We start from the raw sequence: 17,932 nt of genomic DNA on the forward strand, positions 1-17,932 counted from the left end.
CTGACGCAGGCCGAGTCTGCGATCACATCCGCTCCGCCGCCATGACCAGAAAGACTCCGTGATGCCACCCGGCAAGAACCGATACGGGTACCGGCGTGTTGAGGCCGCGCTGCTGCGCGCCGCCACGCAGCCGGGTGAATCGGCGCTACCGCTCTGGCCGACGCCGCAGGACTCGGCCAGGGCCGGTGCTGAACGGTGGGCTGCATGGCTGCGTCTGGCCTGGGCCGACTCGCGGGTCGCTGATTCCGTTGAGGTCGCGAGCCCGGCTCTTGCCTCCCGGATCGAGGCTGTGGTCGGCGGCGCGGTAGTGGACGAGCGCCGGGCGTGGCGGATGGCGCTCGCGCTCGCCCGCTACGTACTACGGGCCGGATCGCGCGCGACCCCGTACGGCATGTTCGCGGGCGTTATCCCTGCCAGGTTCGCGACCGTGCCCGACGTACGGTTCGGCCAGCAGCATCGCGGCCGGCTGCGGCCGGATGCCCGCTGGCTGGATGAGGTGATCGCACTCCTGGAGCAAGACCCGGTGCTGCTGCCCCGCCTTCCTGTCGTCACCAACACCCTGGGCCGAGTCGTCGGCGACCAGCTGCGCATTCCTGCTTCGGCAGCCGACGGCTCAGCCCCGGCCGAGGTCTGCCTGCGGCTGACCCGCGCAGTGACCTTCGCCTTGGCCGCCGCGGCGTCACCGGTGCGGTTCGCAGATCTTGCCGCGAAACTGACGGCGGAGTTCCAGGGCGCGTCCCCGAAAAAGACCCACGCGCTGCTCGCCGACCTGGTGAAGCAGCGGGCACTGATCAGCGCCTTGCGAGCACCCGCAACGGTGCCCGACCCGCTCGGATATCTTCTCGATCAGCTCGACACGCTCGGCGTGGACACCCTGCCGCAATTGCAGGCGTTGGACGAAATCCACGCACATATGGAGGATGCAGGCAAGGCGCCGGTGTTCTCCGGCCCGAGTCGGACGTGGCGCGCGGTCGTGGCCGACAGGATGCGCGGTCTTGCGCCGGTGATCGGCGCACCGCTGGCCGTCGACGTACGGCTGGATGGCCAAGTTGTGCTGCCGGAAGCGGTCGCTCGTGAAGTGGAGATCGCGGCCGGGGCGCTGGCGCGCCTGGCCGCCTATCCGCAAGGGAGCCCGGCCTGGCGTGAGTACGTCGAACGGTTCGCGAGTCGGTACGGGCCTGGAACGCTGGTCCCGGTCGCCGAACTCGTGGATCCGCTCGTCGGGCTGGGCTACCCGAACGGATACTCCACCTCTGCGCCCGAGCCTCCGCCGGCCCACACGCCGCGCGATGAGCATCTCCTCGCCCTGGCCCAACGCGCTGCGCTCGACCGCGTCACCGAGGTCCCTCTGACCGACGCGATGATCACCGATCTGCAGGCCGCCGCAAACGGGCAGCAGGTACGGTTGCCGCCCCATCTGGAGCTCAACGTCCAGGTGTTCGCCGAATCGCACGACGCTCTGTCCACGGGAAGGTTCATCGTGCGGGTCCTCGGCGTCTCCCGCGCCGCTGCCACCATGACCGGACGCTTCATCCCCCTTCTGGAGCCGGACGATCAGGCGCGGATGATCACCGCCTTCACGCACCTGCCCACCGTCACCGCCGAGGCCACCACCGCACAGTTGTCGTTCGCTCCGCAACGCCTGCGGGCCGATCACGTGGTGCGGTCCCCTCGCATGCTGTCGTCGGTCATCAGCTTGGGCGAATACCCGGACCAGGCCGCTCACCCGATCCCGGCAGATGATCTGGCGGTCGGTTGCGGAGAGGATCACCGGCTGTTTCTCGCTTCGCTGTCGCGCGGCTGCGTAGTCGAAACGCTGGCACCGACCTCCTTGAATTACCGGACCGCCGTACACACTCCGCCGCTGGGCCGGTTCCTGGCCGAGATCGCCCGCGCCGGCGTCGCCCAGGTCACCGGGTTCGACTGGGGTGCGGCCAGCGTGCTGCCGTTCCTGCCCGCGCTGCGCTACGGCCGCATTGTCATGATCCCCGCCCGCTGGAGGCTTGCCTGCACGGAGCTGCCGGGCCCACGAGCGCCCCTACCCGAGTGGATTCAGGCGCTGCACGCGTGGCGGGAGCGGCGGTACGTTCCCTCGCGCGCCCTGCTCGCTGAAGGAGACCAACACCTTCTCCTCGACCTCGATCAGGATGGTCCGGCCGAACTGCTACGTGACCACCTGGACCGGATCGGGCGAGCAACCTTGATCGAAGCCCCCGAGCCCAGCGACCTGGGATGGATCGACGGGCGAGCCCACAGCCTCGTTGTCCCGCTGATCTCCACTCAACCTCCCGCGCCGCCACGGCACGTGCATGCCTCCGCCCTGATCCACACTCGAAGCCACGGAACCATGCCCGCAACCCGTCCATGCCTGGATACCGAGCTGTCGGTCGACCCGGAGGCACAAACCCACGTCCTCCTCCACATACCTGAACTGATGGCATCCCTCGTCTCCGGCGCGCTGTGGTGGTTCGACCGCATCAACGCCCCGGAACCGCGCCTACGGCTGCACATCACGCTGCCCGAGGAAGCGGCCTTCGGGACGGCCGCCGAGGCGCTCGGCTCCTGGGCGAACGGGCTTCGCGCTCAAGGGCTGCTGCGCGAGCTTCAGCTGACGGGTTACACCCCACACACCGGACAGTGGGGGAGCGGGGAGGTGCTGGCGACGGCGGAGCGCGTGTTCCACACCGACTCTCGCGTGGTCCTCTCCCAGCTCACCACACCTCACTCGGTGAACGCGGCGGTGCTCGGCGCGGCGAACATCGCCGCACTCGCCACCGGATTCTTCGGTACGCCCAGCCGCGCGATGCACTGGCTCGCCGAGCATGCCAGGCCGGAACCCGCTCCGCCACCAGTGACCCGCGCCGTGCACGCTGAATCGATCCGCTTGGCCGATCCGGCTGACGACTTCGCCGCCCTGCACACCGCGCTCGACACCACGCCGGCCGCCCAGCAGGCATGGCGAGAACGCGCCCAAGCACTGGCCACCTACCGGCGAACGGCAATCCAAGACGCAGGCAGCGACCTGGACGCGAGTCTCGCCGCGATCCTTCACGCACACGCTGTGCGCGCCAGGGGCGTCGGTGACGTCCATCACCGCACCAGTTTGCGCCTGGCACGCACCGCCGCCCTCGCCTACCTGCACGCCGAAGGAGAAGCGTGACCCCCACCGCCCCAGCCATCACGCCGCCCGCGCTCTCCCCGACCGCCGAAGAGATCGCGGACCGCCTCGCCGATAAGCTCGCCGTGCCGCCACACCTCGGTGGCCACCTGCCCAACTGGTGGCCACAGTCCCTCGCACACGGCGGCGCCGGCATCGCGCTGCTGCATATCGAGCGCGCGGCAACAGGCCGCGGACCTCAGAGCCAAGCGCAGCACTGGCTGCGGTTCGTCACCACCGGCGAGCTCAGCATCGGCTCCAACGCCGCGCTCTACTACGGAGCCCCCGCCGTGGAGTTCGTCATGCACGCCGCCGCCCCGCACTTTCCTGGCCTGGCCACGCACAACCTGCCCACCCTGGAGAAGGCCACCAACCGCGTCATCGACCACCGCCTGGAGGCAGCCCGGCACCGCCTGAACCGGCGGCAGCGGCCGTCGCTGGCGGAGTTCGACGGCATCCGGGGCCTGGCTGGGCTCGGCGCCCTCCTGCTCTGCCGGGCCGATCCCGCCACCGGCCCGCTCGAAAAGGTGCTGGCCCACCTGGTGGCGTTGACCGAACCCGTTGCGGACGGCGACGAACTGCTGCCCGGCTGGTGGAGCGACGTGGGGCCCGACGGCACGATTTCTCCCGAGTATCCAGGCGGTCACGCCAACACTGGCATGGCGCACGGGATTGCTGGAGTGCTGGCTGTTCTCGCTCTCGCCCATCGCGGGGGATTCACGGTCACCGGGCACGCCAGCGCCATCGCGCGGATCCTGGCATGGCTAGACCTGTGGCAGCACCACAGGCGGGTCGGCCCGTGGTGGCCGTACTGGATCACCCGACAGCAACTGCACGTCAAAGGGGCGATCGAGGAGCAACCCCGGCGCCCCTCCTGGTGCTACGGAACCCTGGGCGTGGCCCGCGCCCAGCAACTGGCCGCGCTCGCACTCGGCGACCCACGACGCCAAGCAGAAGCTGAGCTCGCCGGCGCCGCGGCCTTGAGCGATCCCGAGCAACTGCGCCTGATCGAAGACACCTCCCTGTGCCATGGGCACGCCGGTGTGATCCACATCGCTGGGCTCATGGCCGCTGATTCGTCCACCCCGAACCCGCTCACCAGCACGATCGCTCCCTTGATCGAGGCACTCACGCATCGCCTCACCGGCCAGCGCGATCCGGGCTGGATGGAGGGCAAGGCGGGCACCGCCCTGGCTCTGCACGCTCTGTCCGTACGGCCGAGCACGGGCTGGGATCGCGCCCTGCTGGTCGTCTAACCCCACACGTCGGGAGCACTATTCATGCCTTCGCAGCTTGATCTTCGTACCGTTGGACCGGCCGTACTCGCTGTCCTGGCCGGGGAGCCCTCCGATGCCGTCGCCGGTCGCTTCCAGCTCGCCGACCCCGACCTCAGTCACGCGGTTGAGGCGTACAGAACCGCCGGCGATGCGGCGCTGCTACGGATGGCCGAGCGGCCTGCCTGGCTGCAGGCCACCCTCACCGGCGTGAACCGGAGCCCCACCCGCCACGGGCTTTCGCTGGTCGCGCTCGCCCGGCTCGCACTCGAGCTGACCAGAGCTGAGGGGGACGGCGTGATCAACGGCTACCACTTCCTGTACAAACAGGGCGGTCTTCGACTGCGTGTCACCCCCAACGATGAAACAGCCGAACAGAGCCTGGCCACCGTCTTGGACGGCATGGCCGCCGATGACCAGATCAGCGGATGGGTACGCGGGATTTACGAGCCGGAAGAGTACGCCTTCGGTGGCTCAGCAGCCATGGACGTGGCCCACGCGCTGTTCTGCGCCGACTCCCGCGCCGCCTTGGCCGCTGTCGGCCACACCACCGACCGCTGCGGACCCGGTCCTCGCGAACTCGCGATCCTGCTGGCCAGCGCTCTCCTGCGGGCCGCGGGCCTGGACTGGTATGAACAAGGCGCGGTCTGGGCCTTGGTCGCGAAACACCGCCCGCCACCGCCATCGGCGTCGACCGCGCAGCTGGCCGAGGCGCTGACCGCGATGCGCCGCCTGATGACCGCCACGCCTGCCGTCCATCGAGTCGGCGAAGGCTGGCCTGCCCGGCTGGCCGCTTTCGAGACCGCAGGTCGCGACCTCGCCCGACTCGCCCGCACCGGTCAACTCCAGCGAGGACTGCGCGCTGTCCTCGCCCATCACCTGATCTTCGCCTTCAACCGGGCAGGGCTGTCCGCCGAGCAGCAGTCCGCCCTTTCCCACCTCGCGAAAGAAGTGATCATGCACGAACCGACCGTGTCCACCCCTGCCGCCAGCGACGCCGAGACTAGCCTCGCTCAGATGGGCAGCCCCATCTCTGAGGAAGAAGCCGCTCGGCTCCGCGCACAGCTGGTCACCGGTCTGCGCGAGCGCGGCACGATCCGCTCGGTGCATGTCGCCGACGCCGTCACCACCGTCCTGCGGCACAAGTTCGTCCCCGGTGTGCCGCTCGTGGACGCCTATGCCGACACAGCGCTGTACACCAAGCACGACGCAGGAACCGGCGAGGCGATCTCCGCCGCCTCCCAGCCCACTGTCGTCGCCATGATGCTGGAGCAATTCGACGCCCAACCTGGCGACAACGTACTGGAGGCAGGTGCCGGGACTGGCTACAACGCCGCCCTCATTGGCCACTTGGTCGGCCCGGACGGGCACGTCACCACGCTGGATGTGGACGATGACCTCATCCAGGACACTCAGGCGAACCTCCAAGCCGCTGGTGTCCACAACGTCACCGCCCTTCTGAAGGATGGCGCGCTCGGCCACCCGGAAACAGCCCCCTACCAGCGGATCATCGCAACCGTGGGCGCCGGCGACATCCCTCCCGCCTGGCTCGACCAGCTCGCCCCAGACGGCCTGCTGCTCGTACCGCTACGCATCAGCGGCGGCGTCTCCCGCTCGATCGCCTTCGTCCGCGAGCACGGCGAGGGACCCGAGCACTGGCGCGCTGTCTCCCACGAGATGTGCACCTTTATGCCGCTACGAGGCATCGCCGACGACACCCGCCGCATCCTCCCCCTCACCGATGACCGCCAGGTCAGCCTCCACACCCACCGCGACCAGAACGCCGACCCGGACGCACTGGCCACCGTCCTGAAGCAGCCACCCACCGAGGTCTACTCAGGGGCGATCTTCCGCAAGGGTGACCCGTGGGAGTTCACCTACCTTTACCTGGCCTGCGTACTGCCGGGCGGCATCGTTCGCATGCCCATGGGAGGCCCGGCACTGGAGACGGAGCTGTTGCGGCCCCAGTTCCCGTGGGGTGCGATGGCGGCCGTAGACGGTGACTCACTCGCCTACTTCACCCTGCGCGCCGGACATGACGAGGAGGGCCCCTACTGGGAAGGGGGCCTCATCGGCCATGGCCCCCGAGGCGGCGAGCTGGCAGATCAGGTCGCCGAGCACCTGCGCGTGTGGGACCGCGACTACCGCGACGCCAAGCCGACGATCCGCATGGCCCGAGACGAGCACCGAACCTCTCTGACCGGCCAGTTCATCATCGACAAGCCCAACATCCGACTGGCGATCGACTGGGCTTGAAATGGATCTGCAGGCGATAGCCCGCCGATTCCCGCTGGTCTCTCGCTCGCGACCTCCGGGCCTCACCCTCCAGGCCCGCGTCGCCGAGCTGCGGAAGATCGCTCAGGAATCGGCCCGGCTCGACGACCATGAGCGCGTGACCAGGGCCAGCGAGGTGTGCAACAAGGCGGCGCTAATCGCTTCAGACTGTGCACTACCCGAGCTCGCCCGCGAGCTGTGCTGGCGGCAGTACGACGCGTTCACCTGGGCCGGTTCCCTCCCCGTGTGGGCGGCGAAGTTGGCCCTGCAGCCCGTGTTGAACATCGCCCGTCAGCTGATCCGTGAAGGTGATGGCGATGGCGCATACCGGATCCTCCACCAGCTCTTCTACGCCGCTCTGAACCGCACGGAGGCCAAGATCGCCGGTCGGCGAGTCGGCCTGCGGGAGGTGACCGGAACTCCCGGCGATCACGAAACGGTGACCAAGCTGCTGTGGGCGGCGCTGCTGGCCGATGGCGCCCGCGCGCTGGCCTTGGCCGGACGCTGGCAGGAAGCAGCCGAGCACGCGGCCAAGAACCGCGGCGTCGGCACCCGCCTACTCGATGGCCGCCAGGTCACCATTTTGGCGCTGGCGGACCGAGGCCAACTGGATCAGGCCATAGCCATGGTCCAGGACAGTATGACCGCAGAACCCTGGGAGGAGGCGGTAGCCAGCCTTCTGCGCGTTTACTGCCAGCGCGCGGCCGACGCCGACACGAAGGAGGATCTGGCGGCCATGATTCGTCGCGCTCTCAAACTCGTCGAGCACGCTGACCCCTCGACAACGGTCTTCCGCACCCGCATCGGCATCACGGCGCTCGACCTCGCCGGTTACTACGACAGTGCGCTCCTACAGCGCTTACGGCAGGCGGTCGTAGGCGAGTCGGCGTCCGACGCCTACGCCGGCCGAGAAGTCCTCGCGCATCCAGAGCTTCGCCCGATGATGACGGTCAAGCAGCGGCAAGGGCTGGAAGCACTGGTCCAGGAGTCCGGCCTCGGAGGCGGCTCAATGCCACACGACCTCCTGAGGGATCTCATGTCCTCGGTCACCATGGCTGAGAGACGGCTACAGCAGGTATACAGCGGCAGCCCTCGCTGACGGCCAGGGCGTGCAGGCCCCGTGCTCCGCAATGTGGCGGTGTCGGAGGGGAGTCGGCCTCGATGAGGGCCACCGTCACTCTCCTCCAGCGAGCCTCCCGCCTCGATGGAACGTGGCGAGCCCGGCAGGGGCTGCTGCCATCTCATGAATCCCGGTGTTGATCGTAAAACGGCATCGAGAGCGGAAGGAGCACGGGCGCATGTGCCGAATGGGCGCGTTGAAGTTCCGTCGCCTTGTCCATTTATGTGTATATGCGATGTCCGTCCGTTCAGCTTGATATCACATTTTCACCTAAGATCAAGCTTTGGTGTTTTGTATTTGATTCACATAGTCAAGATCGCAAGACTGGGGTGGTAGATCGGAAGTGGCATATACAACGCCCCCGGAGGTGCCTGATGGTTCGGGAGGGGTTTCCAGCAGCAGGCAGAGGTGGATATTTCGGGCCATTGGTTCGATCCACATGCATTGGAACTATCGTCGTCTCCGCGTTTCTGCTCGGCCAGTCCGGGGCGATGGCTGATACGGAGCCGTATTGTCCGCCGGTGTCGAAGCAAGCGTATGAGCTGTACGACATCGACAAGTGGTGTGCGTTGGTGAATCAGGATATCCGGCAGGGACGGCTCCCCGATTTGGTCGGACACCTGGAGCAGTCGCATTGGCACCGCTCGGCGACGCCGTCGGTCACGCCACGTACGAAGTCGAAGGTCCCGATGCCCACGGCCAGGCCATCGAAGCGTCCGAGCTGGGTTCAGGTCCGTGAGGAGTCGCGGCGGTGGCGAGTTGCTGAGGAGCCGAGGAGGCGGCCCTCAGCTGAGGAGCCGAGGCGGCCGGCGCGCCCGGTTGCTACCGAGGAACCGGCAGAGAGTCCGAGGCCGAAACGAGGCCGCGAACGGAAGCCTCGGCACAAGAAGCCGACTGTTAGGCCCACCGGACCCATGCAGCCCTCGCCGTCGGTGTCACCTGTCCCGTCTGCGGCCAGTAGTTCGAGCCCTGCGCCTGATCAGGTGGCGCTTGTCGAGCGGGAAAGGGAAGGGGACGTGGCCAACACGCGCTCGGTGACGGGTCCTTTGGTCGGTGCGTCGCTGTTCGGGCTCCTGGTCATGGCGATGAGCGCTGTGGTGATGCGTCAGCGTCGTGTACGGCTGGGGCCTGCGGTGGCGGTTGACGGCCTGCTGGCCGGAGGCGACGCCGGCCAAGGCCGTACCAGCGGGAGCGAGGAAGGGATTATCGCGGCGGGGACACCGCAACCGACCGGTTCGGCGCCATCCGGTGATGCGGTCTTGCCCGGTGCTGATGAGAAGGCGCTTGCTCCGCTCGGCGAGAACGGTGTCGAAAAGGTGGTTGAGCAGGCCGCCGCAGGTACGGCCGCCTCAACCCTGCTGGTGTCCACGTTCGTGGCCGGACCAGGGCGAGTGAAGGGTGAGGTGCTGGGACCGGTGCGGCTGTCGTTGGCGGGTAAGGCCGTGTCGTTCGGGCGGACAGAGGCGTGGGACCTATTCGCGTTGCTGTCGACATCGAAGGACGGGGTGCTGTCCAAGAGTCTGGTTGAGACGCTGTGGCCGGAGGACGGGGAGCGGAGCGCTCGCCGGCTGGAGTCGGCGATCCGGGATATCAACAGGGTGATGCGGGCCGCGACGGGTCTGTCGGCGGACGTGAGGTTCGTGGTGAAGGCCGAACAGCGGCGGCGCTTGTCGGCGGCGTACTTCGATGTGGACTTCTGGCGGTTCGAGGATGCCTATGTCCAGGCCAGTACTGCGACGGAGGAGTCGGTCCGGCTCTCTGCTCTGCGGGAGATGGTGGGCTTGTATCAGGGGCCGCTGCTCGCGCAGCGTGATGATCTGTGGTGTCTGCCGCTTCGTCAGGCGGCTCAGAGGCAGGCGGTCAACGCCGCGGAGCGGCTGGCCGAGCTGGAAAGGAAGAGCGATCCGGACAGGGCGCTGGATGTTCTGCGTCTGGCGGTGGACCGCATCGATGCGTACAGCGAGTTGCTGTGGTGCCTGATCATGACGATTCAGGGGGAGTTGGGACGCGTACCAGCGGTGCGCCGGTCGTATGAGCAGTTGACCGAGCGGTTGGCAGAGATCGATGCGCGACCGAGCAGCGAGGCGCGGCGGACGTACGAGAGGTTCATCGCGTAGGTGGGAGAAGCCGAGATCCTGCTGGTGGTCTCACTCGTCTGGGTGTCGGATGGCGTACTGGTCGTGGATGGGGTACGTGGCCAGGGCCTCGGCGGTGAGGAGTCGGCTGGGCTGGGTGCCGTAGATGCGGGCCAGCATGATCAAGGTGAAAGCGGATGGGCGTCGGCCTCCCGCTAGCTCGTAGTCGTACAGGCGTGCCTCGCGAAGGGTGGCACCCGCTGTGGCTTCAAGCCTGGCGTAGGCCGCGACGACTTCGGCTGCGGTGAGTCCGGCGGCATAGCGGTAGAGCCGTAGCGGGGCGACGGGGTAGTCGAGACTGATGACGACCGCGATCTGGTCGATCGTGAAGCCGTGCTCACGTAGAAGTCTGCCGCGGCGTCGGCAGTCGAGGAGGTCCTGATAGCCCTTGCCAGACACGCTGTCACGTCCTTCTCGGTGATCGGTGGCCACCCTGTAGGGGGTGGATGGACGGTAGGGCGGCTGCGGCAAGGGGCTCAAGCTGCTTGGGGTGATCGTTTGGCCCTTGGCGGGGTGGTCCATGTCCGGGCGGATGACGATTTCGCAGGTCGCGGTGGGGGTTTGGCGGGGGATGGCGACGTACAGGTTGGGGATGTGATTCGGGCAAAGAGGTGGGGGACGGTGCTGGCCGCTTCCGGGTAAGCCGGGATGCGTCACGAACGGTGGCCAGCGGTGAACCAGCACGAGAGCCAGTACGGAAAGCAGCGTCAGCAGGAGCAAGCGCACAGGGACGGCACCGGGCCTGGGCACGAGGACGAGGTCGTGTTCACGGGAGGGCAGGCGGACCGGTTTCCGGAGCTTGCGCCGGGTCTGGTGACGGGATGCGTGCGGTCACACCGGGAGTGGGGTGGGATGGCGTGGCGGCGGGCCTTCGCTGGTCGTGGGGACCAAGTCGCTCCGGCTCGTCATCTGGTTCATCAGCTTCTGTCCGACACCGCTTGTGCGGATGACGCTGCATGGGTGGTGACCGAGCTGATCAGCAACGCGCTGCGGCACACGCGCTCGGGGGTGGTGCGGGGCTTCTTCGTGGTGGAGGTGCTGCGCGGTCTGCACAGCGTACGGGTGGTGGTCTACGACCTGGGTGGGCGTTCGGTGCCGGATTTCGACCGTGCGCAGGAGGCGGCACGGCGGGCGGTTCCCACTCAGGCCGAGGACGGGCGTGGGCTGGCTGGGGTGGCCGAGTTGGCGGTCCGGGTGGGAATCGCGGGCGATGCGATCACCGGGCACGCCGTCTGGGCGGAGTTTGCCTTGTCCGGTGAGTCGTCAATGCCAGAGCCGGGAGAGGTCGTGCTGTCCGAGCCGTCTCGTAACGATGACGCGGGCGGCGCCTCCACCTGGCCGATCTCCGATGAGCTGCCGACGAATTCTCCTGCTGTGGATGTGCTGGCGAGTTCCATATCTGCCCGTGCGTGGGAGGAGGCAATTGTCCTGGACCCTCCGAGGGGCTGGCGGGAGGTCTGGTGAGGCAGGTGGCGGACCAGGGGTCCGCGTTCGGGCAGGAGCTCTGGGCACAGCGGGAGCTACAGGAGTTGCGGCGGCAGTGGCCGGACTGGGCCTTTCTTGTGGTGCATCACCGGTGGATCGCCGTACGTGGCAAGAAGGCCATGATCAGTAAGTCCGGGCCGGGGAAGTTGCGCACAGCACTCCTGCTGATGTCAGCTCCAAGTGCCGTTCCCACGTGCGGCGAGGCGACGAACCGGGTGCCGGTGATGGCGCGGGCGACCGGTTCAGGGATGGACGGTGCGGCGGTGGTGGGGCTGAGGGCCACGGTGATGGCCGCTCGATCCGTGCCGGGGGCCTTGCCCGCTCGGCGTACCAGGACGGGAACGTGGGCCGTTGTCGCTGATCCGGTGGAGAGGGCGTCCTGGTGGCCGCTGCGTTGGCCGTGGTCAGGTCGCCGAAGTGCTCGGTCTCAGCCGGAGCGTCATGCTGATCCGGCCGATTCTCCAACTGGCCGAGACAGACTTGAGCGGCGCGAGCCGTCACGGCGCCGAAGGCGTAGGCGGTCCAAGGCCTTGCCGGGAAACTGACGCGGATGGGTGTGACGGCCTTGACACCTGGCATGCAGGTGGGGGTCGATTCCCGGTGACGGTGCGCAAGTGGTGGCGGATAGGCACGCGCGAGGCGCAACCTATGCCACTCCTCTAGTCAAAGGTCTGCGGCGTGAAGGCCGTGCGGAATTTGGTGATTCCCCTGCCGGGGGAGTGGCGTTCGGTGAGCGCTGGGGTAGAAATTGCTGCCACTCGTCGTTGAGGTCGGTGGTGTTGCTCATGTCGCGGCCGGTGTTTCGGCTGAGAAGAGCTGTCCGGCGACGGGCGTCTTTGCACGTCAGACGGTTTTCGTACGATGCGTTGCGCACCCCGACTCGCCTAAGGGCGACACGCGAATATGTGCAGGCCCGTTCTCATGCGGCTCTATTCGTTTCTCGTTGTGCTTGCCCTTCGCTCGTTACTTTCCCTTTTCGCTTGGTTGGCCTGCCAAGTGCGCGGCTGGGCCGGCCGCCGGCTCCCCGCCACTGAACTGGGGGTTATGAGCAGAACCTCGTCCGTTGACCCAGACCAGTGCCGGATATGCCGCATTGGTCCGGGAGACGGTCGCCCAGTTCCGTGAACTGCTTCCTCGCTCCGACTACGAGAAGTGCTCGGCTCGCCCATATGAGAACTTCGAGCCCCTTGCGCGATGTCATTTGCCGCCTTCTCCCATGGCCCGAAAAGCGACTCTTGGCATATAGAAGCTCGCCTTCGCTATTGAACTGTCTTGCGACTTCAAGATGAAATTCGGTCGAAGCCGTACGACTTGATCTCGTGCTACAAGTCAAGCGTTTTAGCAGGCCGAGGGCAGATCTGCACAGGTAAGCCTTTCCAGCCGTTGCGGTTACGGAGAAATTTTCGGCACGGCTTGCAATAGCCAACGACGAGAGACATCGTCGAGCTCCAAACGAAATACGGACCGGCCGGGAACGCGCCGGAACCCGAAAGGAAAGGGGCCTTACCAATGACTATTCACGCGCCGGAGATTCCCGCCACGGAAAGCACGCTCAACGACCTGTCGGACCCGCTCGCGTCCGACACGGGGAACGCCACCGACGACGCCACCACCGAACTGAACCCCCGTCAGGAGGCGGTGTGGCGGGCGTTGGTGGCCAACCCCGGGAGCTCGGCCACCACGATCGGAGCGGCGGCCGACATGAGCCGAGTGGCGGCTGGCAAGATCCTCAACCAGCTCGAAGCGGACGGCCGTGCCAGGCGCACACCGGGCGGTCAGGACGGACAGACCAAGGGCCGGACCCCGGACCAGTGGTACGCGATCGACGCCCCCACGACCGCCACGGATGGCGCAGATCTTCACGACGCTGCCGAGACCGCCCTCGCCGGAGACCCGGACCCGGTCACCCCGGAAACGCCCGCTGACAGCCCCGAGCCGGTGAACGCGACGGAGCCGGAGAGCGAGGTCCCCGACGAGCCGCTGGAAATCCAGGGCGAGACAGATGACGCGCGCACCCCGACGACGCCTGACGCGAGCCCCGCAATGGACTCCGGCGAGGAGAGCGCGAGCGAGTCGGACGCCGAGCCGGTGTCCGTACCGGAGGACTTCGAGCGCGCGCAGGCGCGCCGGGAACTGCTGGAGCTGGCCGATCTGTTCCTCGGAGCGGCGGCTGCGATGGAGGCCGACGGGGACGCGGTCTTGGCGTTGGGCCGGTTGGAAATGGCCATGGCCAAGGCCCCGCAGGCCCACCGCAACGCCCGCGCGGTCCTCACCGGCACCACCCCGACCCGCTTGGCCACGGGCCGGACCGCACCGGCCCGTAGCGCCGGATCCGGGGCCACGGCCCGGCCGAGCGGCCTGCGCGACCGGGTCTTGAACCACCTGGCCGAGCACCCCGGTAAGGACTTCACCCCGTACGAGATCGGGCGGGTGCTGGACTCCTCGTCCGGCGCGGTCGCCAACGCCCTGGACCGGCTCGTCAGCCTCGGTCAGGCGGAGCTGACCTGCGAGCGCCCCCGCCGGTTCAGCCTCGCCGAGGCCCCGAGCGCCGACGCGTGACAGCGCGGGCGGGCCGCTACGTGGCGCGGCCCGCCCCAGCCCAACCCCCCTCATCACCATTCACCACCTGCCAAGGAGGCACTTGTCATGGCGCACGAGATCGAGATCTTCGCCAACGGTTCGGCCGGATTCGCCGCAGCCGGGAAGCCCGGCTGGCACCGGCTCGGCTACACCGCCCCCGGCCCGATGACCGCCGAGGAACTGCTCACCAACGCCCAGCTCGCCCGATGGAACGTCCGCAAGGTGGCCGTCGGGGCGGTCACCGACCCCGACACCGGCCAGCTCGTCACCTCCGACGAGGACTTCCTGATCGTCCGCACCAACCCGGTAACCGGCCAGCCGGAACGGCTCGGCATGGTCGGCAAGGATTACAAGATCGTGCAGAACGAGGAGGTCGCCGACTTCCTGCAGACCCTCGTCGACGAGTCCGGCGCGATCTTCGACACCGGCGGCTCGCTGAACGGCGGACGGCGCGTCTTCGTCACCATGCGCCTGCCCGAACCGCTCATGGTGGGCGGACACGACCGGCTCGACCTGTATCTGGCGGCCTTCTCCCGGCATGACGGCTGGGGCGCGTTCACCACGGTTGCCACCCCGGTCCGGGTGGTGTGCGCCAACACCGAACGTGCCGCGCTGCGCAACCACGCCTCGATGTTCAAGGTCCGCCACACCGGCCACATCGCCGGGCGGATCGCTGAGGCCCGCGAGGCGCTCAAGCTGACCTGGCGACACGGCGAAGCCTTCGCCGAAGAGGCCGAGAAGCTCCTCGCCACCCCGATGGACGTCAAGGAGTTCCGCCAGTTCACCGCCGTATTGCACCCGATGGACCCCAACGCTAAGGAGCTCACCCGCAAGAATCACGCGCTCGCGATGCGGGAGCTGGAGTGGCTGTTCACCACTGCCCCCACCCAGGAGCCGATCCGGAACACCCGCTGGGCCGCGTACAACGCCGTCACCGAGCGGCTCGACCACCGCAGCCCGGTGATCGGCGCGCGTGACGCCGCGATCGTGCGCGCCGAGCGCGCCCTGCTCACCGACCACGAGAGCTCCAAGATCAAGACCCGGGCGTTCAAGCTCCTCGCCTCCGCCTGAACCCGTCTGTCCCGGTACGGCCCACGCCGAGGGGCCGTACCGGGACCTGGAAGGAGATCGCCATGGGACAACTCGAAACCCTCGCCATCACCCACCACACCGAGGCTTCACGGCAACGAGTCGAGGCGGCCGACCGGCTCGCCAACGCCGCTGACGCCGACCGCGACATCACGGCATCGGACCTCGCTCGTCTGGCCGTCGCCCAGTCCCTCTACGGCTGGTGGCAGCAGGTCATGGACCTCATCAACGGCGAGGACCTCGACGGCGGCGAGGCCGTCATGCGCATCCGCCACCGGGCCGAACAGCGGCTCATCAACGCACAGCCCGTCTGTTACGGCGATCTGTTCTCCCAGGCCATGGCCCAGGCATACCGGCAGGCCGCCCAGGAGTTCCTCAGCGCCACCCGGCCACTCGCCGACGCCCTCAAGTCCTGACTCCCGCCCCCGGAAGGAATGCCCCCGATGACCATCCCGGACAACCCGCGAGAGGACGTCGCGGTGCCACACGCGCCAGTCGTCCCATCGCCCGACTCCTCGCCGAGCATTGAGGCGGATCCGCTCACCGTGATCGATCAGCGGACGCGGGAGCAACTCGTGGCCGCGCAGCACGCCGCCGTCGCGGCTGCTGCCGAAGTGGCCTGCCTGCTCCAGCGCGGCCTGCGCCTGAAGAGCGAGCCTCTGTACGACGCCGCCTTCACCCAGACCCTGCGCACCTGGTGGGAGCAGGTGACTGAGCAGATCGGCACGCATCACCTGAACGCTGACCACGCGTTGCGCCGGGTGCGCTCGTGGGCGCGGTACTACCTGACCGGCGAACCCGCCGCCACCGCGCCCGGCACCCTGTTCGACCACGCCCTCGCCCACGCCTCCCGAGCCGCAGCCCGCCAGTTCCTCTCCGACACGGGCGAGATGCTCGCCGAGCACACCACGCGGCTGGACACGGCCAAGGCCCCGATCTCATGACCACCGCTCCCGACGATTCACGAAAGGACAGCCCCACCATGAGCACCCCCGAAGACCGCCTCCAGATGACGGAGGCGGTGGCCGAACAGGTGCGGCGAGCACACGCTCAAGCCACCGACCTGGCAGCCCGGCTCAGCCGAGGCGAGCGGTTGACCGTCGAGAACCTGTACGACGGACTGCACGCGCGCATCCTGCACAGCTGGTGGAGCATGATCGCCCGGCACGGTGATGAGGACGGCCTCGACATCACCCGTGTCACGGCCAAGTTCACCTTCTGGATCGGCTGCTACCTCACCGAGAACCTCCCCGTCACCTCGGCTCGCGGTGACGCCACCTGGGATAAGCAGATCGCTCTGGCGCATCTCGAGCGTGCGCAGGCGTACATCAAGAGAGCCGCCGCACGCGAGTTCCTCGCCTTCTCCGCCGAGCAGTCCAAGAAGCCGGCCGGGACGGAGGAGGCCAAGTGAGCACACCGGACGCTTCTCAGATCGAGACGTTCCAGATGCTGGCCTGGAAGTGGAACGTCACCGCAGCCAAGCAGCACACGGCCGACCGCGAGCCCGAAGGGAGCCTTGATCCAGCCAACTGGGCGGGCATGCTGTTCCTGATTCGGATCGATCACGAGTACGCGGCGACCGTGGACCTTGCCGAGCCGCTGATCGCGGTACCGATTCCAGACGCCGGATGGCTGATCATCGACGGCTGGCACCGCATCCACAAAGCCCTCACCGCAGGAGTCGAGAAGCTGCCGGTGATCGTACTGACGCCCGAGGAGGAACTTGCCTGCCGGATCCACGGAGGCGAGGAGCGCGGACTCCGGCCGTAGTCAGGCCCGGTGGAGTAGGTGGTGTGCCCCGGTCACGCACAGACTGCGTGAGACCGGGGCGCACCTCCTGCACCACCGGTCCCTTCCGCTGAGCGCCGCCTTCTCGGCTGAACGATCACGACGAGGCCTGGCGTCTTTCAAGCTCTTGGCGCAGCGCCGACAGCAAGCGCGGACCGCGAGGCGTCTCGACCTCCCAGAACGTCCAACCGTTCACGCTGTACCCCGTCACCGCATGCCCCGCGCTGGACGGCTTGCTGTACGCGATCCCCTCATACTCGATCCGCGCATCAGCGGTGAGCTTCGCCTTGGCCGGATGCAGGCGAGAGACGGAAACGAGTTCGGCCCCGGGCTGGATCATGCCCTGCTCCATGAGATCCGCCAGGGACACCTCGCTGTGCTTCTTCGTACGTCGAGTAGTCCGCTCTGGCGTGTCCAGCGCATACGGAGGAAGCGAGCCGGTTGTCCTGCTTCTGGGCGAGCGTCTGGTCGCAACCGGAGGGGTGAGGTTGTGGCCGATGAGGTGTAGCGCGCCGAGGATCGGCGGAAGGTAGCCCAGCATGCTGGCTTGGTCGTCGACGTGCATGGTGTGGTCTTGCGGGCGGTTGCCGTTCCGCAGCCGTACGAGCTCCGCCTCGGCGAGGATGTCGTACAGGCGGCCTTCGAGCCATCCCACTTGGCTCGTGTGAAAAGGGCTTTCGGTGTCGCGTCGGATCAGCAGAGCCCGATACCAGTGATCGCGGGCGCGCAGGTGATTGCCGAGCCGCTTGCGCAAGGTCCCGGGGGCGGCCTTCCCCACGTACGCGCCCCACTTCCCGGCGGCGTCGAGATGGTCCAGGAGCAGGTAGACGCCGGTTGTGTCCCAGATGTCGGGCAGCCGAGCAGCACAGGCGCGTTCGACCACTGCCATGCGCACCACGGAGTTGTCCGCACAGATCTCCAGGGGACCGTTCAAGGAGTGCGGGATCGTCACCCGGTAGGGCGTCTGCACCTCCACGCGGGTCCTCCTTCGTCTTCGCGCCGTATCGGGGATCTTCCCGGAGAGTATCGG

Annotated in this window: 14 protein-coding genes; 12 read left to right on the forward strand and 2 right to left on the reverse strand. The window is 67.8% G+C overall.

The window, feature by feature from the left end; all coding sequences use genetic code 11:
- The first annotated feature begins 61 nt into the window (after positions 1 to 61).
- The 5 genes from V5E28_RS40305 (at position 62) to V5E28_RS40325 (ending at position 9,942) form a co-directional block, all read left to right on the forward strand.
- Entirely contained in the window at positions 62 to 3,160 is a 3,099-nt protein-coding gene (locus V5E28_RS40305; RefSeq protein WP_336215049.1) for a lantibiotic dehydratase, read from the forward strand.
- Positions 3,157 to 4,413 carry a lanthionine synthetase C family protein gene (locus V5E28_RS40310; protein WP_336215050.1) on the forward strand — a complete coding sequence of 419 codons (1,257 nt, stop codon included), beginning with the start codon at positions 3,157 to 3,159 and terminating at the stop codon, positions 4,411 to 4,413. Before V5E28_RS40305 ends, V5E28_RS40310 begins: the two co-directional genes overlap by 4 nt.
- Positions 4,414 to 4,437: 24 nt before the next feature.
- Positions 4,438 to 6,687 (forward strand): methyltransferase, FxLD system, encoded by a 2,250-nt coding sequence (gene fxlM / locus V5E28_RS40315; protein WP_336215051.1) that lies wholly within the window; start codon positions 4,438 to 4,440, stop codon positions 6,685 to 6,687.
- Between the two features lies 1 nt (position 6,688).
- A complete protein-coding gene (locus tag V5E28_RS40320; RefSeq protein WP_336215052.1) occupies positions 6,689 to 7,804 on the forward strand; it encodes a hypothetical protein in 1,116 nt (371 codons plus the stop codon).
- 1,037 nt (positions 7,805 to 8,841) lie between these two features.
- Positions 8,842 to 9,942 (forward strand): AfsR/SARP family transcriptional regulator, encoded by a 1,101-nt coding sequence (locus tag V5E28_RS40325; protein WP_336215053.1) that lies wholly within the window; start codon positions 8,842 to 8,844, stop codon positions 9,940 to 9,942.
- 30 nt (positions 9,943 to 9,972) lie between these two features.
- Here V5E28_RS40325 and V5E28_RS40330 read toward each other — a convergent pair whose 3' ends face one another.
- Complete coding sequence (locus V5E28_RS40330) at positions 9,973 to 10,359, reverse strand: hypothetical protein (RefSeq protein ID WP_336215055.1); 387 nt, start codon at positions 10,357 to 10,359, stop codon at positions 9,973 to 9,975.
- A gap of 273 nt (positions 10,360 to 10,632) precedes the next feature.
- Between V5E28_RS40330 and V5E28_RS40335 the strand changes: the two genes are divergently transcribed.
- The 7 genes from V5E28_RS40335 (at position 10,633) to V5E28_RS40365 (ending at position 16,884) form a co-directional block, all read left to right on the forward strand.
- Complete coding sequence (locus tag V5E28_RS40335) at positions 10,633 to 11,424, forward strand: ATP-binding protein (RefSeq protein ID WP_336215056.1); 792 nt, start codon at positions 10,633 to 10,635, stop codon at positions 11,422 to 11,424.
- A gap of 1,530 nt (positions 11,425 to 12,954) precedes the next feature.
- A complete protein-coding gene (locus tag V5E28_RS40340; protein ID WP_336215057.1) occupies positions 12,955 to 14,004 on the forward strand; it encodes a MarR family transcriptional regulator in 1,050 nt (349 codons plus the stop codon).
- Between the two features lie 87 nt (positions 14,005 to 14,091).
- Positions 14,092 to 15,096, forward strand: a complete 1,005-nt coding sequence (locus V5E28_RS40345) for a DUF932 domain-containing protein (RefSeq protein ID WP_336215058.1) — start codon at positions 14,092 to 14,094, stop codon at positions 15,094 to 15,096.
- 62 nt (positions 15,097 to 15,158) lie between these two features.
- Positions 15,159 to 15,530 (forward strand): hypothetical protein, encoded by a 372-nt coding sequence (locus tag V5E28_RS40350; protein WP_336215060.1) that lies wholly within the window; start codon positions 15,159 to 15,161, stop codon positions 15,528 to 15,530.
- Between the two features lie 27 nt (positions 15,531 to 15,557).
- A complete protein-coding gene (locus tag V5E28_RS40355; RefSeq protein ID WP_336215062.1) occupies positions 15,558 to 16,058 on the forward strand; it encodes a hypothetical protein in 501 nt (166 codons plus the stop codon).
- A gap of 38 nt (positions 16,059 to 16,096) precedes the next feature.
- Positions 16,097 to 16,525 carry a hypothetical protein gene (locus V5E28_RS40360; RefSeq protein ID WP_336215063.1) on the forward strand — a complete coding sequence of 143 codons (429 nt, stop codon included), beginning with the start codon at positions 16,097 to 16,099 and terminating at the stop codon, positions 16,523 to 16,525.
- On the forward strand, positions 16,522 to 16,884 hold the full coding sequence (locus V5E28_RS40365; RefSeq protein ID WP_336215065.1) for a ParB N-terminal domain-containing protein: 363 nt from the start codon (positions 16,522 to 16,524) through the stop codon (positions 16,882 to 16,884). Before V5E28_RS40360 ends, V5E28_RS40365 begins: the two co-directional genes overlap by 4 nt.
- 115 nt (positions 16,885 to 16,999) lie before the next feature.
- On the opposite strand, the gene V5E28_RS40370 is transcribed toward V5E28_RS40365, so the two are convergent.
- A complete protein-coding gene (locus V5E28_RS40370) occupies positions 17,000 to 17,878 on the reverse strand; it encodes a hypothetical protein (protein WP_336215067.1) in 879 nt (292 codons plus the stop codon).
- Positions 17,879 to 17,932: the final 54 nt, after the last annotated feature.

Origin of the sequence: Nonomuraea sp. LPB2021202275-12-8 (assembly GCF_037044575.1) — a bacterium.
Lineage (GTDB): Bacteria > Actinomycetota > Actinomycetes > Streptosporangiales > Streptosporangiaceae > Nonomuraea.

What these genes read in the sequence shown, in the direction of transcription:
- V5E28_RS40305 (WP_336215049.1), top strand. Translation starts at nt 62, where the DNA reads ATGCCACCCGGCAAGAACCGATACGGGTACCGGCGTGTTGAGGCCGCG.
- fxlM (WP_336215051.1), top strand. Translation starts at nt 4,438, where the DNA reads ATGCCTTCGCAGCTTGATCTTCGTACCGTTGGACCGGCCGTACTCGCT.
- V5E28_RS40320 (WP_336215052.1), top strand. Translation starts at nt 6,689, where the DNA reads ATGGATCTGCAGGCGATAGCCCGCCGATTCCCGCTGGTCTCTCGCTCG.
- V5E28_RS40340 (WP_336215057.1), top strand. Translation starts at nt 12,955, where the DNA reads ATGACTATTCACGCGCCGGAGATTCCCGCCACGGAAAGCACGCTCAAC.
- V5E28_RS40345 (WP_336215058.1), top strand. Translation starts at nt 14,092, where the DNA reads ATGGCGCACGAGATCGAGATCTTCGCCAACGGTTCGGCCGGATTCGCC.
- V5E28_RS40350 (WP_336215060.1), top strand. Translation starts at nt 15,159, where the DNA reads ATGGGACAACTCGAAACCCTCGCCATCACCCACCACACCGAGGCTTCA.
- V5E28_RS40355 (WP_336215062.1), top strand. Translation starts at nt 15,558, where the DNA reads ATGACCATCCCGGACAACCCGCGAGAGGACGTCGCGGTGCCACACGCG.
- V5E28_RS40360 (WP_336215063.1), top strand. Translation starts at nt 16,097, where the DNA reads ATGAGCACCCCCGAAGACCGCCTCCAGATGACGGAGGCGGTGGCCGAA.